Source organism: Salisediminibacterium beveridgei, from assembly GCF_001721685.1.
GTDB classification, from domain to species: domain Bacteria; phylum Bacillota; class Bacilli; order Bacillales; family Salisediminibacteriaceae; genus Salisediminibacterium; species Salisediminibacterium beveridgei.
The window spans coordinates 549,156-564,216 of the sequence record NZ_CP012502.1 but is presented as its reverse complement, the minus strand read 5'-3'; the positions used below and the strand labels follow the sequence as shown (position 1 = coordinate 564,216).

Annotated in this window: 19 protein-coding genes; 3 read left to right on the top strand and 16 right to left on the bottom strand. The window is 48.0% G+C overall.

The features are described 5' to 3' along the window. Positions 1-16 precede the first annotated feature (16 nt). Positions 17-526: a DoxX family protein gene (locus tag BBEV_RS02425; RefSeq protein ID WP_069364012.1), complete on the top strand. Its 510-nt coding sequence runs from the start codon at positions 17-19 to the stop codon at positions 524-526. A gap of 216 nt (positions 527-742) precedes the next feature. Here the strand turns inward: BBEV_RS02425 and BBEV_RS02420 are convergent, their stop codons facing one another. From BBEV_RS02420 to BBEV_RS02405, 4 genes are all read right to left on the bottom strand, one after another. Beyond that, complete coding sequence (locus BBEV_RS02420) at positions 743-1,801, bottom strand: M42 family metallopeptidase (protein WP_069364011.1); 1,059 nt, start codon at positions 1,799-1,801, stop codon at positions 743-745. 23 nt (positions 1,802-1,824) lie between these two features. Continuing rightward, the gene (locus BBEV_RS02415; RefSeq protein WP_069364010.1) at positions 1,825-2,913 is read right to left on the bottom strand and encodes a hypothetical protein; all 1,089 of its coding nucleotides are present in this window, start codon (positions 2,911-2,913) and stop codon (positions 1,825-1,827) included. Between the two features lie 146 nt (positions 2,914-3,059). After that, complete coding sequence (locus BBEV_RS02410; protein ID WP_157100905.1) at positions 3,060-4,028, bottom strand: hypothetical protein; 969 nt, start codon at positions 4,026-4,028, stop codon at positions 3,060-3,062. A gap of 145 nt (positions 4,029-4,173) precedes the next feature. Then, entirely contained in the window at positions 4,174-4,593 is a 420-nt protein-coding gene (locus BBEV_RS02405) for a type IV pilus modification PilV family protein (RefSeq protein ID WP_069364008.1), read from the bottom strand. A 56-nt stretch (positions 4,594-4,649) separates the two neighbouring features. Here BBEV_RS02405 and BBEV_RS02400 point away from each other — a divergent pair, with 56 nt between their 5' ends. After that, on the top strand, positions 4,650-5,681 hold the full coding sequence (locus tag BBEV_RS02400; protein ID WP_069364007.1) for a type II secretion system protein: 1,032 nt from the start codon (positions 4,650-4,652) through the stop codon (positions 5,679-5,681). A gap of 117 nt (positions 5,682-5,798) precedes the next feature. Continuing rightward, a complete protein-coding gene (gene htpG / locus BBEV_RS02395; protein WP_084007185.1) occupies positions 5,799-7,688 on the top strand; it encodes a molecular chaperone HtpG in 1,890 nt (629 codons plus the stop codon). A gap of 206 nt (positions 7,689-7,894) precedes the next feature. Here the strand turns inward: htpG and BBEV_RS02385 are convergent, their stop codons facing one another. From BBEV_RS02385 to BBEV_RS02335, 12 genes are all read right to left on the bottom strand, one after another. Beyond that, positions 7,895-8,638, bottom strand: a complete 744-nt coding sequence (locus BBEV_RS02385; protein ID WP_084007184.1) for a sulfite exporter TauE/SafE family protein — start codon at positions 8,636-8,638, stop codon at positions 7,895-7,897. A gap of 31 nt (positions 8,639-8,669) precedes the next feature. Continuing rightward, positions 8,670-9,242, bottom strand: coding sequence for a hypothetical protein (locus BBEV_RS02380; RefSeq protein ID WP_069364005.1), 573 nt, complete (start codon positions 9,240-9,242; stop codon positions 8,670-8,672). Positions 9,243-9,252: 10 nt separating this feature from the next. Further along, the gene (locus tag BBEV_RS02375) at positions 9,253-9,444 is read right to left on the bottom strand and encodes a hypothetical protein (protein WP_157100904.1); all 192 of its coding nucleotides are present in this window, start codon (positions 9,442-9,444) and stop codon (positions 9,253-9,255) included. A gap of 107 nt (positions 9,445-9,551) precedes the next feature. After that, positions 9,552-9,704, bottom strand: coding sequence for an S-layer homology domain-containing protein (locus BBEV_RS17320; protein WP_198155051.1), 153 nt, complete (start codon positions 9,702-9,704; stop codon positions 9,552-9,554). Positions 9,705-9,706: 2 nt separating this feature from the next. Continuing rightward, complete coding sequence (locus BBEV_RS02370) at positions 9,707-9,925, bottom strand: hypothetical protein (protein ID WP_069364003.1); 219 nt, start codon at positions 9,923-9,925, stop codon at positions 9,707-9,709. 65 nt (positions 9,926-9,990) lie between these two features. After that, the gene (locus BBEV_RS02365; RefSeq protein ID WP_069364002.1) at positions 9,991-10,680 is read right to left on the bottom strand and encodes a GNAT family N-acetyltransferase; all 690 of its coding nucleotides are present in this window, start codon (positions 10,678-10,680) and stop codon (positions 9,991-9,993) included. A 26-nt stretch (positions 10,681-10,706) separates the two neighbouring features. Continuing rightward, positions 10,707-11,198, bottom strand: coding sequence for a YajQ family cyclic di-GMP-binding protein (locus BBEV_RS02360; protein ID WP_069364001.1), 492 nt, complete (start codon positions 11,196-11,198; stop codon positions 10,707-10,709). An 85-nt stretch (positions 11,199-11,283) separates the two neighbouring features. Then, positions 11,284-11,691 carry a VanZ family protein gene (locus BBEV_RS02355; protein WP_198155050.1) on the bottom strand — a complete coding sequence of 136 codons (408 nt, stop codon included), beginning with the start codon at positions 11,689-11,691 and terminating at the stop codon, positions 11,284-11,286. Positions 11,692-11,702: 11 nt separating this feature from the next. Next, positions 11,703-12,641 carry a 5-oxoprolinase subunit C family protein gene (locus BBEV_RS02350; protein ID WP_198155049.1) on the bottom strand — a complete coding sequence of 313 codons (939 nt, stop codon included), beginning with the start codon at positions 12,639-12,641 and terminating at the stop codon, positions 11,703-11,705. After that, positions 12,589-13,362, bottom strand: coding sequence for a LamB/YcsF family protein (locus tag BBEV_RS02345; protein WP_069363999.1), 774 nt, complete (start codon positions 13,360-13,362; stop codon positions 12,589-12,591). Before BBEV_RS02345 ends, BBEV_RS02350 begins: the two co-directional genes overlap by 53 nt. Next, positions 13,349-14,050, bottom strand: coding sequence for a 5-oxoprolinase subunit PxpB (gene pxpB / locus BBEV_RS02340; RefSeq protein ID WP_069366567.1), 702 nt, complete (start codon positions 14,048-14,050; stop codon positions 13,349-13,351). Before pxpB ends, BBEV_RS02345 begins: the two co-directional genes overlap by 14 nt. 23 nt (positions 14,051-14,073) lie before the next feature. Next, positions 14,074-15,054: a type I phosphomannose isomerase catalytic subunit gene (locus tag BBEV_RS02335; protein ID WP_069366566.1), complete on the bottom strand. Its 981-nt coding sequence runs from the start codon at positions 15,052-15,054 to the stop codon at positions 14,074-14,076. Positions 15,055-15,061 lie beyond the last annotated feature (7 nt).

Genomic DNA, 15,061 nt, shown 5'->3' with positions numbered 1-15,061 from the left:
GAAGGAGGAATTTACAATGATTATGGACTTTTTAAGAAACAATGTAATTGCAGCAGTGGTTTTGGCAGTTGTTCGTGTATATGTCGGTTGGCAGTGGTTGACAGCAGGTTGGGGTAAGGCTTTCGGTGAATTCGATGCAGGCGGCTTCTTGCAAGGCGCAATCGGCAATGAAGCCGTTCAGGAAACGTACCCGACATACCATGCCTTTCTTGAAGGCTTTGCGTTACCAAACGCTGATTTGTTCAGCTTTATGGTCGCATGGGGCGAAGTCGCTGTCGGTTTGGGCTTGATTTTAGGCGTATTGACAACCGCCGCAGCATTCTTCGGGATCACAATGAACTTTGCATTCTTGTTCGCTGGAACAGTTTCATCCAACCCGTTCCTGGTACTTCTGACAATCTTCATTCTTGTTGCAGGATACAATGCAGGTAAATTCGGTGGTGACCGATGGGTGATCCCGGCACTTCGTGACAAGGTATTCAAAGGCAAGATTACACCGAGCGACCAGAAAAATCAGGCCGCATAACAAAATCGCATTCCCAAATGGCTCCGCAATCGCGGGGTCATTTTTTGATCTGTACTTGAAAAGTATCGGTGCTTGACCTTCGGTACGCTAATGGTGGACGCGTTCTCGAGGGCTTGCCTTCAACGCATTCCTCCGGATAAGAATTTCTTCCCGGCAAATCCAAGAAGGCATAAAAACCCCGGTCTTTAAACGAAAGAACCGGGGCTTGAATATAATTTATTTGATTAGATTATCAGACTGCATGTAGTGCCAGAGAAGTTTTGCGGTGGCTTCAATGGAATCCTGGTGGGTCCGTTCATAGGCGTGGGACGAATCAATACCGGCGCCGAGAAGTCCATGAACGATGTCATTGCCTGAGCGGATGGCAGCAGACGCATCGGAGCCGTAGTAGGGATAGAGGTCAACCTTGTAGGGGATCTCATTCTTTTTCGCGAGATCCGTCAGATGCCGTCTCAACCCGAGATGATAAGGACCGCTGGCATCCTTCGCACAGATCGATACAGTATATTCATCGGTTGTCTGCCCGTCACCCATCGCACCCATATCGACAGCCAGATACTCCACCACTTCAGCCGGAATATTGGAATTGCCGCCATAGCCGATTTCTTCGTTGTTGGAAATCAGCACGTGCGTCGTAAACGGCAGCGTGATCTCTTTTTCCACAAAATCGATCATCAGTTCCAGCAAAATGGCCACGCTCAGTTTATCGTCGAGATGACGGGATTTCACAAAACCGCTGTCGAGATTTTGAAAACGAGGATCAAAGGACACAAAATCACCGACCTCAATACCAAGACCGCGAACCTCTTCAGCATTGTTCACCTTCTCATCCAGGCGGATTTCCATATTCGCCTGATTCCGTTCGGCGCTGCCGGCATCCTTATACACATGTACACTCGTCTGATGCATCAGGATCGTGCCCGAGATGATCTTCCCGTCCTGGGTTTCCACTTCACAGTATTCCCCTTCGACGGCATTGAACTTAAAACCGCCGATCAGATCGATTTTCAATCTTCCGGATGGTTTGATTTCCTTCACCATCGCACCCAGCGTATCCACGTGCGCCGTCAGCATCCGCTGTTCCTGATCGTTCTCACCCGGGAGCGTCGCAATCAGTCCGCCTTTCCGGTTGCGCGTGGTCTGAATATTTTTTGCAGCCAATCTCTTCTCAACAAAAGCAATGACCTTCTCTGTATGACCAGAAGGACTCGGCGTGTTGACGAGTCCTTCAAGGGTTGCAAGTATTTTTTTCGTTGGTACGTTCCACGTCGTCAATCCAAACAGCTCCAGTCTAAAAATTAGTCTCCGCGTGTGCCTTCGAGGATCAGCCCTTCGATGTAGCTGCCGCCACCAGGGCCTCCGCCAATCACCTCTCCGGTATAATAAACTTTCATCGAGTCCGTTATGTCATCACAGGATTCAATATGATGAAACCCGTCTTCCCGGGCGTTATCAAAGTCATTATCGCCGTAGTCATAAATGTTTCCATCCACACAAATATTCGAATTTCTTTCTGAATTATCGAATTTAAATGTCGTGTTATAAACATATAAATCGCCAAGAATTGTGAAAGTCGTATCCTGCTTCACATCAATGATGACACTCGCCGCGTAAACGTCGCCGTTAATGACCGCTGTACTCTTCGAGCCGGGAAACGTCACTTCACCACGATCCCCATTATTTTTGGTCACACTGAAGGCGAGCGGACCATCAATCACATAATCTTCGTTTGAAGGCAGTGTGACAGAATAGCCTGTAAAAACAGTATTTTTCAAATCGGTAATCGGGTTATCTTCCGTTTTCAGGTTCGGGTTGTTTGAGTTCTCCAATTCAGTTTCATCCCCGAAAATATCATCAGGAATTTCACCATCTTCGTCAATCCAGTCGGATTCATCGTCAGAACCGTCGCCACCTTCGCGCCCAAGGTAAAAGATCTCCGTCACCTCTTCGGACGAATCGTTGTTGATCGACGGGATCACACGATATTCAATCTCCAGCCGGTCGTCCACTTCCTCCACCCGGATGAATTCCACTTCAACATCACCGGAATACGTGCTGAAATCCAGGTTATTAATCGCCAGTGTGTTATTTTCAACCCCGACCTGGAGCTCGTCGGTAAAATGGGCAACTACATCATCCCATGTCACATTGTCCCCGATACCTTCAAAACCCTCATAGCCGGCATTGCCTTTGACGGCATTCTCCACATGCGTCCTGCCGGTCTGTTTGCCCATGTCATACATGTTCCCCAGCTGAACGGACTGATCGGTCTGACTGGCCTGACTGGAGCTCGAAATGATCTGATAAGCCAAAGGCGGTACCAGTAATCCGATTAAAACGATCGCACCCAACACCATCAAAAGCGAGTACCCCTTCTGGTTTTTCATGATTCGTCTCCTCTCTTAAATTGAGAACGACACACAGCACAACCATGCGACAAAACGCCAAAAGTACCTTATTATTAACAGAAAACACTAATTTTATTTATGATTCAAGTAAACCTATTAAATTAACGAATGAAAAAGAACATTATTTACTCGCCTCTTGTTCCTTCAAGAATCAGACCAGTCATGAAATCAGGTTCTGTTAAGTCACCTGTTTTCAGTTCACCAGTGTAATAGATTTTTCGTGGGTCCAGGTTTGCAAAATCACAGGAATTCGTAGGATAAAATTCAGCTTCAACCGGATCTTCGTTACTCCGTTCTTTGGTGGTATTGCCACCATAATCAAAAATATCTCCGTCAATGCACATTTTTGCTGATCGGTTATGTTGAAATTCAAATGAAACATCATTAAAATGTGCATTCCCACTCTCAACTAAAAAAGTCGAATCCTGCTTCAAATCAAAAATGGAATCAGAAATATAAAGACTATATTTAACTTGAACAGAACTACTGCTTCCTGGGAATTTAATATCATCATCAACATTAAAAGCAATTGGACCAATTAAATGATATTCGCCTGTACCAGGTAATGTGACACCTTTACCTTTAAAAATCGTATTTGAATATTTTTCCTGGTCATTCACCTGATCCCATTGACTATTCAAATTTTCATTATTATTGTCATCAATTACAATACTATCTTCTCCAAACATATCATCTTCTATTGTTCCATCCTCATCATCAAACCAATCTTCAGGTCCTCCACCTGTTCCATCGCCACCCTTTCGTCCGAGATAAAATGTTTCGGTCACTGGTTGAGAGTCGTTCTCATTGATTTCCGGTGTCACTACATACTCAATTTCCAATCGATCGTTGATCTCTTCAACACGGGTGAATTTCACATCAACATTTCCATCATAAGTTTGAAAATCAAGGTTGTTGATTTTGAATGAACCGTCCTCTTTCTCCACAAATTCTCCCTCGAAATGTTCTACAACATCGTCCCAAGTGACTTCACCACCGGCTTCACTTTCAATTTTATCAAAGCCTCTACCCTCATAGGGACCTTTTCCATTAACGGCTGTCTCCACATGTCTTCTGCCCATCTGTTTTCCCATGTCATACATGTTTTCCAGCTGGACGTTCCGTTCCGTTTGACTTGCCTGCGAAGAGCTTGAGATAATCTGGTAAGCCATGGGAGGTACGAGCAAACCGATGATCACAACTGCACCCAACACCAGCAATAATGCATAACCCTTTTGATTAGTCATTCCCTTCTCCTTCGTCACCCGCCATCATATACCATCCGTACGCCACTGACGACCTGTCTGATTCTTCTTCTGCAACAGTGACTCTCAGTCTGAACAGCCCAGCGGCAGCTTCATCCGAATCTTCAGCATAAATTTCTGCGGTGACCTTATAGATTTTATTATTATTAATTAAGTCATACTCGTAGGTTGTCTTTTCTCCTGCTAAATTTGGAACATCAAGCTCCTCTTCCAGTTTGATCTCTTCCATTTCCCTTTCTGCAAGCTGTGCAGTCACATATTGGTCTTCCACACTTGCAGACATGAAGATATTCTGGCCTAAAAAGTGAAACAAAGAAGTGAAAATAACACCGATTAAGACGATAGAAGCAAGCAATTCCAATAAAGTGAACCCTTTTTCCTGAAAATTTTGCATTGTTCTCACCTTCTTTCCTCATTTTCTATTATAATGTATAAAGGGAGGGAATTGCTATGAAAAATGTTCGAAATCAATCGGGAATTACATTAATTGAGTTGCTCGCAGCGTTAGTTATTGGCACAATGGTCATCGGTCTTATTACCTCGCTACTCCTTTCAACATTCACACAGGCTGATGTGACGGGCAATCACGCAGGTCTCAGACAGGAAGCGAATATCATTCTTTCCGACATCCGAACAGAATATTCGGATCCAACAAATGATTTCGTTCTTGCATTTGATGCGGATAACCTCCAGCTTTTACTCGATAACGATCCCGATGCAGCCCCTGAAGTAATGTCCGAAGTGGCTGATGACGGTTTCACATTCGAAAAACTCCTGATCTATCAAAAAACGCCTGAAGACGATGAAGAAAACCATCTTGAATTCGACAATGGCAGTTTAAATAACAATAATTCCATTACTTTCAGTACGCCTGCTGCGAATCGGTTGTATGTCAACTTCATTTTGAAAGACGAAAACGGTTTGACCTTTGAAGTGGATACGATGGTTTCCAGGCTCGGTGATTATGAGGACTACCAGATTGAGGATGACGATGAACCCGGGGAATTCGATGTATTGCGGGATGTCTTTATTGTCGTTAATGAATTAGAACCTGATGAGTACGACTTCGAACCCGAAGGTGAACGATATATCGCTGATGATGACATGCAACTCAGCTCATTCGACTACAGGCTGCCTATCTGGTATGCACACCGCAACTATGATGACGAAGCAGACAATGACCCGGATCAGACATCTTTCGTTTACACGAATGGATCGGTTCAGATGTCAAATAATGCTTATCCTGACGTCGTGATCGTGACGAAAGAAGATGTAACAATTACTGATGCAACGGTGAACGGCTTTATCTTTGCTCCTGACGGCCAGGTGACGATTGCAAATTCTGATTTTGAAGGGAGCATCATTGCCGATCGCCTGGAAATCAACGGGGATTCTGATGTGACTTTTTCGGATGAATTTATCGGAAAACTGATCGATTCAGAAGACGATATCCCTTTCGAATACGAATCTGATCAGGAATGAACTGCCGAAACCATTGACATCAATCCAAAAATCCGTACAATATGAATTGGGTATTAGCACTCGTCGCTAACGAGTGCTAATTTCATGCCAAGATACTATGCCAAGGAGTGATGATTCGTGGAAAAGAAAGAATTTAAGGCGGAATCCCGCCGGCTATTGGAAATGATGGTCAACTCCATCTATTCACAACGGGAGATTTTTCTCCGGGAACTGATTTCAAACGCCAGTGACGCCATTGATAAGATGTACTACAAAGCTCTGACAGACGACGCGATTGAATTCAATGCAGATGATTTCTTCATTAAAGTTTCGTTCGATAAAGAAGCCCGTACCATCGAAGTGAAAGATACAGGGATCGGGATGACGAAAGAAGAAATGGAGACAAACCTCGGAACAATTGCTGAAAGTGGCTCCCTTGCCTTCAAAAAGGACAACGAAATCGAAGACGGCCATGACATCATCGGTCAATTCGGGGTCGGTTTTTATTCGTCGTTTATGGTTGCAAAAGAAGTCGTTGTGGAAACACTTGCTCACGGGTCTGATCAGGCATACCGCTGGACCTCGGACGGCATCGACGGCTACACCATTGAAGAATCCGATAAAAAGAAGCAGCCGGGGACACGCATTACCCTGAAGCTGAAAGAAGCAGCAGACGAAGATGACAGCTTTGACGAGTTCTTGAGTGAACATCGTCTTCGCACAATCATCAAGAAATATTCTGACTTCATCCGTTACCCAATCAAGCTCGACGTAACAAAGCAGGAGCCAAAAGATGACGGCGAAGAAGGCGAAACCGTCGAAGTTGTTGAAGAACAGACGGTGAACAGTATGGTGCCGATCTGGCGTAAAAACAAAGATGAACTGACGGACGAAGACTATGAAAACTTCTACCAGGAGAAGCGCTACGGCTTTGACAAGCCGCTCAAACACATGCATCTGCAGGTGGACGGTACGATCCGGTACCATTCCATTCTCTATATTCCGGAATCCGTCCCGTTTGACTATTATTCCAAGGAATTTGAAAAAGGCCTTGAGCTTTATTCCAGCGGCGTTCTCGTTATGGAAAATGCTCCTGAACTCATTCCGGACTACTTCAGTTTCGTAAAAGGGATGGTGGATTCAGAGGATCTGTCGCTGAATATTTCCCGGGAAATTCTCCAGCAGGACCGTCAGCTGAAGGCGATTGCCAAAAACATTAAAAATAAAATCAAAAATGAATTGAAAACCCTCCTGAAAGACGATCGCGAGAAATACGTCAAGTTTTTTGAAGCTTTTGGCCGTCCATTGAAATACGGGGTATACAGTGATTTCGGACAGAATAAAGCAGATCTTCAGGACCTCTTGATGTTCCATTCTTCAAAAGATAAAGATCTTGTCACGCTGAAAGAATATGTGGAGAGAATGCCGGAGGAGCAGCCTTATATCTATTACGCTACCGGTGACAGCATCAGCCGCATCGAGAAGTTGCCACAAACCGAGCGGGTACTCGATCAAGGCTATGAAATCCTCTACTTCACCGAGGATGTGGACGAGTTCGCCATCAAGATGATGATGAACTATGATGAGAAAGAATTCCGCAGCGTATCAAGCGGGGATCTCGGACTTGAAGACGAGGACAAGGATGACACTTCTGAAGAGGAACAGAAGGATCATGAGGCGTTATTCAAGGAAATGAAGGAACTCCTTGGTGACAAGGTCAAAGATGTCCGCACTTCCAAGCGACTCAAATCCCACCCAGTCTGCCTGACTGCCGAAGGGGAGATCTCCATTGAAATGGAGAAAGTCCTGGCACAGATGCCCGAAAATCAAGGTGTCCAGGCCGATAAAGTCCTTGAAATCAACGCCAATCACCAGGTATTCGACAAGTTGAAGCAGGCTCATGCCGATGAAAACCAGGAACAGATTCAATTGTACACGAACCTCCTGTACAATCAGGCCCTGTTAATTGAAGGCCTGCCAATCGAAGACCCGGTCGCCTTTACAAACGACATGTGGAAACTTCAATAAAGAAAACATGGCTTGTCGTCAAGTCTGTGGCGACAAGCCTTCGTGCACTTATACTTTGATCCTTTAACGACATTAAACTTTCCTGAAATATAAGAGAAAATAAACCGGAGCCGACGGGCTCCGGTTTTTACTATGGCTGACAGGTCTTCGCCCCGTCGTTTCCTGATTGATATCTTGCAGTCCATCTCCGCTGTTTCCTGCATCTTTTATCCACCGCCAAAGATGATCAGGTTCACAGCAGCAATTGCGACGACAACTGCTGCGAGTTTTTTCACCTGCTGAGTCGACACATGCTGCAGAAAATGCACACCAATCCGCGAACCGGTCAACACCGCCACCACTCCGACGAGAATAAAGAGGAGGATGTTCAGCGTATAGTCCCCGCTTACGCTATGAAGAAACACGGTCTGCATACTCGTCAAAAAGAATACGATTTGCAGGTTGGCCGTGTACGCATACTTATCTGCCGGAAAGGCCATCAGGAAAAAGTAAACGAAAAACGGCCCCCCGACACCGAACACCCCGCCGACGATTCCGCCGAAAAAGCCCATCATGATTGGAACCAGCATCGGTATCTTGGTTCGATCGGCATTTGGTTTCGGGCTGACGAGAAGATAGACCACCACGGCAAGGAGAAAGATCCCTAAAATCACACGCAGTATTGGCATCTCCCCGAAATTATGTAATATATAATAGCCTGCGGACCGGCCAATAACAGCAAAAAGCAGAATCACTCCAATCGACCGCCACTGGATGTGCCTGCGTAACTGCACAGAAATGCTGAAGGACAGCAGGACTGCCAGAGCAACCACCAGCAGAGTACTGTCTTTCACCGTAAAAAAGAACGGCATAAAGCTCATCGCCAGTATGCCGAACCCGAATCCGCTGATTCCCTGCACAAAACTCCCCGCAAATATGATCGCAAACACGATCAGTATTTCAACTATCATTCGTTTCGCCTGCTTTCTTCAAAATCATGAATCAAAAACCGATCCCCGCTTCAGACAACATTTGCCGGCGGAGATCTCTCTTGTAGGACTCGTATTCTTCCCGTAAGAGTTCGGCCTCCCCGGTGTCACCGCCAACTTGCCTGAGGTCGTCTACCATCTGGCTATGCATTTCTTCAAATGCTTTATCCATCTGCCGCTCCACTTCATCCGCAGCTTCCGTATATTTCTGATACAAATACGGCATACTCACATCGCCGGAAGCATCCTGCGCCTGATAGTCAGCCAGAGCCCGATTGGCCACTTCTGCGACGCGGCGTCTGGTCGTCTCTTTGATGTCGTCGAGCGTGCTTTCATAAACGTCAACAACGTCAGCAGTAGAGACCCCTTCTTCTGCAGGATCTTCCCACCCCCGGCGTTCAGAAAGGTTTGTCTCATATGGCGAGGCGGCTATGGATTCCAGTTCATCATCTGCAATGTCATAGCTCTTCCATTCAAACAGATAATACGTATACCCTGCACCTGCCACCAGCAGTAAAACGATGATACCGACAATTTTCGGCCAGCGTCGCTTTTTTTGTTTCCGTTCTGAACGTAATTTCGTCACGATACATCCCTCAATCTTTGTACACTTTTGTATTCCGCCGGTAGATCACAATCCCCGCGGAACTGACCATGGCTCCGGCAAAGACCAGCCAATACCACGGTACGGGCAAGCCGCTTGCAAACCCGTCATCAGCCTTTACGGCAACTGGCCAAGACAATAGCAGGACCATTACCGCCAAGACGCTTCTTCTCGTAAAACCCACGATCGATTCCCCCATTGCGATTCAAATAACTCCTTCATTATACCACCTTTGCGGCAAAAAAAAAGATGAGGACTGACATGATTGCGGGTCATCCTCATCATATAAAATCAGAGCCATCCGTTTACTGAAAGGATGATTTTTGCAGCTTCACTTCGCTTTGTGTTTGCCTGAGGCATCAATTCGCCGTCCAGGTTCCCTTCGAAGGACCCTGCATCATATGCAGCCATGATGTCATCTGTAATCCGAGTCTGCCTGTTCATCATCACATTTCGTCGTTCACAATCATAATCAGAAACCAGTTGCCATCGTGCTTTTGTATCAAAAGGGTGTTCCTTCCCCAGTCCAAACCTGCATATTCTTCTTCCCCATTTCCATCCGTATCGTAGAATCCATACTCATCCGTCACTGCAGTTGATCGAAAGGCCGATCCGACTACTGCAGCACTTCCGATTGTCAGTGTGATTTCACTAATAACTTTCATCTTAACCACTATCCGGATCTACCAAACCATTAGTTCAGGGTCCCTTGTTAAAATAGGTGAAATTATTATGGCTTTTCTCGGTATTTCATGACCATCACAATCTCTTGCCCGATTCTTTCCAGCGAAGTACCCAGAAAGCCTTTTTCCAGATACTCAACCGGTGCAAGCGGGTTTTCCTGAATGGGAATGTACTGGATATCCTGCCCATGAAGATCAAAGGGAACTGTCACATCCTGAAAGACAATGTAGCGTTCCAGTCCGCCGTATTTCAACTGAAAATCGACAACGGCATTGCCCGAAAGCATCATGTTTTTCAGACTTCCGATGTTGTAAGGTGACACCGTCGCGCACAGATACCGGTACCGGCCTTCGATTTTCATCAGTTGAACAAGCCAGCGGCACATCGTGACCATAAAGCCCATCCTCCGATAGTCCGGATCGATGAAGGTGATTTCCAAGTGAAAGACTTGGGCCGCTTTTTCTTCATCCATGGCGAGGGCATAGCCGAGATTCTCCTTTGAGGATCCGGGATACAGCGCGCCGAGTATCCCCACAAGCTCATCCCTGACATTAAACACCCCGACAGTCATCCCCGTGTCCTCTGTTACAATGTTCTTCAGTTCCACCCGACTCAATGGCACGAGAAGATCGGGGTTCTCAAGGGAAGCCCGCACAACTTCCTGCAGTTCTTCAATGGCATCAAGATGCTGCTCTGACAAGCGTTCCATCGTAAAATAATCCGTGTGTTCAAACAAATCAGCAGCACCCTTTCTATATTTACTTAGCGGTAGTTCGTAAATTGAAGCGGAATCGTCATGTCCGCTTCCCGAAGTGCAGCAATCACTTGCTGCAAATCGTCTTTATTCTTCCCGGTCACCCGAATCTGTTCGTCCTGGATCTGTGTTTTCACCTTCAGACCCTTGTCCTTAATCAGTTTGGTGATTTTCTTCGCGTTCTCCTTATCAATCCCCTGAACGAGCTTCGCGCGCTGGCGGATCGTTCCTCCGGAAGCAGACTCCACTTTTCCGTAATCGAGACTTTTGAGGGACACTTCCTGCTTAATCAGTTTACTGACCAGTACGTCCTTTAACTGATCCATTTTAAATTCATCATCGGAAATGAGCACCAGTTCCTCGTTCTCAAGGTTCACTTCACTCTTGCTGGCTTTAAAATCAAAGCGGTTCTGAATTTCTTTCTTCGTCATCACGACGGCATTCTGGACTTTGGAAAAATCCACTTTCGACACAATGTCAAACGATGCTTCTTTTGCCATTTGGCATCCCTCCATTTATGAGTTCCATGTTCAGTATAACGTACCGTGTTTACCATCAGGAACCTGCCATTGTCCCTGACGATTGTTATGTCACCACGTCTTGGCGGTACCGGTAATACCAGACGAGAAATGTTCCAAGACCCACACCCAGAATGTTTAAAAACACATCCACAAACCACGCCGTGCGGCCGATAAAGGGCTGGGCCATCTCCACGAAAATGACAAAGAGCGTCAAAGCGAGAATCACTTTCCAGCGCCACCCGAGCCAGTGAAATGCGAGAAAAGCCAGTGTCATCGTCCCGATAATGTGACTGACTTTATTCAAGTCCGTGATGACGTCGATGACACGAAGATCCTCCCGCTCGAAGAAAGTCTGCCATGAAGGTGATTCAGCCCAGGTGAATACGAGTTCCTGCTCCCGGAGCAATAGATACGGATTGGCATTCCACATTAATAACAGATAAAACGTCAGAAAAAGAAAAAATAACAGCATCCTGCCCCATTTCACGTGTCTGACCACCCTTCTTCCATCTTCAAATAGACCGTGCCACCCTGTTTCAATTGTGCCACCTGCCACAGGTCCTCTTCTCTTACCGTACCAATGGAGGTGTAGCCACCGGTTGTCTGAGCATCGGCGAGGAGAATCATCGGCTGTCCGTCAACCGCCACCTGGACCGTTCCTGGCATCACCGGTTCGGAAAGAATGTCGGCCGATTTTTTATGCTTCAATGGGCTGCCTGTATGTAATTTGGCACCCATCCGGTCACTCCCGGCTAACGTAAATTCCTGAGTTGCAAGGCGAGCGATCGACTCCAATGTAAACCGCTCCATGTGTCGGCCCGGGATCACACGCAAAGTAATTTCATTGTTGTAGAAAGGCCGATAGGAGGAAGCCAGTTGCCAGCCTTCGCGGGCGAGGTCCTGCTTGTCCACTGGCCGGCATGCAAAAACGAAGTCCCCGGCCTTCAAGGCCCGTCCGATACCTGCCCGTTCATAGACAGACCGGCTGCCAAGGATCATTTCATGTTCAATGCCTCCGCTCACTGCCAGATACGAACGGATACCGTGGACCGGACCACGAAAGCGGAGTTGATCACCCTGTTGCACTTTGACGGCTTTCCAAAGGGGAAATGGGTTCTGATTGATCGTTGCATCGAGATCCGCTCCTGTTACAGCGATCAAGTGGGGTTCAAGAACCTCCATCTTGAGTCCGCCCATGGTGATCTCAAGTGTGGCATCACTGCCAGGGTTCCCAACGATGTGATTGGCGTAGCGGTGAGCAAGCGGGTCCACTGCTCCACTGAGCGGAAAGCCCAGGTGACGATAGCCGTGACGCCCAAGATCCTGGACTGTTGTCAACACGCCCGCTTCTTCGATATGAAACAGCATATCATTCATCACCGGCTGATGCCGGCGACTGGCAGCGGACTCCTGCCTGTTCAAGCTTGGTTCGAACGACCTTTGCGAGCACGGCTGCTTCTTTGCCATCCCCGTGAAAACAGAGCGTATCTGCCTGGATCGGAACAGCTCTGCCGTCAATGGCTTCGACTTGCTGCCTGAATACGATCCCCGTGACCTGCGTCACCACGTCGTCTTCTGCTTCCAGCACGGCACCTGGACTGCCCCGCGACACAAGTCGTCCTTCTGCGGTATACTGCCGGTCAGCAAAGGCTTCGGCCATGACCTGCAATCCGGCTTCATGGCCCGCTTTCACCAGTTCGCTGCCAGCGAGCCCCATCAGTCTCGCCTCCGGACAAACGTCCTTGACCGCCTTTGCAACCGCTTGGGCCACCAGAGGGTCAGCAGCTGCCGTATTATACAGGGCACCATGCGGTTTCACATGATGCAACAAGGTGCCGTTGGCCCGGCAGTACCCCTGCATCGCACCGATCTGATACACCAGCAGTTCATGGATTTCCTCCGCCGGCATGGCCATCGGACGCCTGCCAAAGCCAAATAGATCCGGATAGCCCGGATGAGCGCCGATGGCGACACCTTTCATCACCGCTGATTTGACTGCCTTGTTCATCGTCCGGTAATCGCCGGCGTGAAAACCGCAGGCGATATTCGCCGAGGTCACGACGTCAAGCAGTGCCTCATCATCACCAAGCCGGTATACACCGAAGCTCTCACCGATATCCGCATTCAGGTCAATGGTCAACATGTTGCTTCGCCTCCTTTTCCATGGCCTGGTAATCCGCTTTTGTAATCGCAACAAATCTCAGCTGATCCCCGGGACGCACGAGACAAGGCTCCGGATGATGCACATCAACCAACTGCCGTGGTGTCCGGCCGATCAGCTGCCATCCCCCCGGAGACGCCAGCGGGTAAACGCCCGTCTGCGCCCCGGCAATGCCCACACTGCCTGCAGGAACGCTTTGCCGCGGCGTGTCTCGCCTCGGTGTATTCAGCCTGTCATCCAACCCCCCGAGGTATGGAAAACCCGGTAAAAAACCGAGCATAAACACCGTATAAACGCCTGCCGTATGGCGGTCAATCACTTCCTGATCACTGAGACCCGTCACCGAAGCCACGTGCTCAAGATCCGGTCCCCATTCACCACCGTATAAGACCGGCAGTGTGATCGTCCGGCCATGTAATCCGCCCCCTCCTGTTTGCGTCTGATTCAACACCTTGTCAATCCATTCATGAGCTTCCGCATAGGAAATCCGGCGCCTGAAGAACAAGGTCACCTGGTGGTAAGACGGCACAGTATCCGTGAGCACCCCTGGAAATCGCCCCTGAAACAGCCGGGTCGTTGCCATCACCTGTTGGTGGATTTCTTCCGTTATCTTTTCAGGGAAGAGAATCGAAACTGCCCGTTCACTGATTTGCCTGATCGTATAAGTCACCGGACATCACCTGCTTGCATTCATCATTGGTTTTCTATTCCTGGAACATATGCAGAAATAATGGTGCACTCGCCGCCGAGGTGTATTGCATCAATACTTGCTGGGACAATGAAATGATCACCCTTCGTGATCTCCGTATGCTCATCCGAATCTGTGCGGACAAAGCCGGTCCCTTCGGTGACGGTCATCAAAAGAAAAGACGGATTCGTAACGCTCAACTCTCCACCTGCTCTGCCGGGATTCAATTGATGGACATGGAAATAAGGATCTTCCACAAGGACGGCTTTTGCCGAATCCTGATGCTGCGTCTTCACGACTGAGTCACCGGAAAGATGATCGGGTACCCTGGTACAGGCAATCGATTCTTCAATATGCAAAGGACGCAGCTCCCCATCGCTTCCTGGACGGTCGTAATCGTAAAAACGGTACGTAATATCCGAGCTCTGCTGGACTTCAAGAAGAACGATCCCCGCTCCAATCGCATGCACTGTACCGCTGGGCACATGAACGAAGTCCCCGGCTTCCACCGGCACCTCACGAAAAAGATCGTCCCAGTTCCCGCCCGCAACCAGTTCCTGCAGCTCCTCTTTCGAATCGGCCTGATGTCCATAGATCAGCTTCGCACCGGGTTCTGCGTCGAGAATATACCAGCATTCGGTTTTCCCGTAAGGGTAGCCTGCCATCGCCATGGCCAGCTCGTCATTCGGATGGACCTGCACCGACAGGGCATCGCTTGCATCAATGATCTTCACCAGCAAGGGGAACTCTTCGCTTGTCACAGGACCGAACAGCGCCCGTTCACGTGCCCATAATTCCCGCAACGTCTGTCCTTTATAGTGACCGTTTCTGACTCTTGCCGCACCCTCCTTGTGGGCAGAAATCCCCCAGCATTCACCGATGTTGTCCCCTGAAACGTCGTAGTTAAACTGCTTGTTCAACTTCGTTCCGCCCCAGACTTTTTCCTTAAATACCGGTTCAAAAAATAACAGTTCGTTTGTGTTCATCAATGAT

What these genes read in the sequence shown, in the direction of transcription:
- BBEV_RS02410 (WP_157100905.1), bottom strand. Translation starts at nt 4,028, where the DNA reads ATGGGAAAACAGATGGGCAGAAGACATGTGGAGACAGCCGTTAATGGA.
- BBEV_RS02335 (WP_069366566.1), bottom strand. Translation starts at nt 15,054, where the DNA reads ATGAACACAAACGAACTGTTATTTTTTGAACCGGTATTTAAGGAAAAA.
- BBEV_RS02400 (WP_069364007.1), top strand. Translation starts at nt 4,650, where the DNA reads ATGAAAAATGTTCGAAATCAATCGGGAATTACATTAATTGAGTTGCTC.
- BBEV_RS02425 (WP_069364012.1), top strand. Translation starts at nt 17, where the DNA reads ATGATTATGGACTTTTTAAGAAACAATGTAATTGCAGCAGTGGTTTTG.
- BBEV_RS17320 (WP_198155051.1), bottom strand. Translation starts at nt 9,704, where the DNA reads ATGAACAGGCAGACTCGGATTACAGATGACATCATGGCTGCATATGAT.
- BBEV_RS02360 (WP_069364001.1), bottom strand. Translation starts at nt 11,198, where the DNA reads ATGGCAAAAGAAGCATCGTTTGACATTGTGTCGAAAGTGGATTTTTCC.
- BBEV_RS02355 (WP_198155050.1), bottom strand. Translation starts at nt 11,691, where the DNA reads ATGCTGTTATTTTTTCTTTTTCTGACGTTTTATCTGTTATTAATGTGG.
- BBEV_RS02370 (WP_069364003.1), bottom strand. Translation starts at nt 9,925, where the DNA reads ATGAAAGTTATTAGTGAAATCACACTGACAATCGGAAGTGCTGCAGTA.
- BBEV_RS02385 (WP_084007184.1), bottom strand. Translation starts at nt 8,638, where the DNA reads ATGATAGTTGAAATACTGATCGTGTTTGCGATCATATTTGCGGGGAGT.
- BBEV_RS02415 (WP_069364010.1), bottom strand. Translation starts at nt 2,913, where the DNA reads ATGAAAAACCAGAAGGGGTACTCGCTTTTGATGGTGTTGGGTGCGATC.
- BBEV_RS02345 (WP_069363999.1), bottom strand. Translation starts at nt 13,362, where the DNA reads ATGTTGACCATTGACCTGAATGCGGATATCGGTGAGAGCTTCGGTGTA.
- BBEV_RS02405 (WP_069364008.1), bottom strand. Translation starts at nt 4,593, where the DNA reads ATGCAAAATTTTCAGGAAAAAGGGTTCACTTTATTGGAATTGCTTGCT.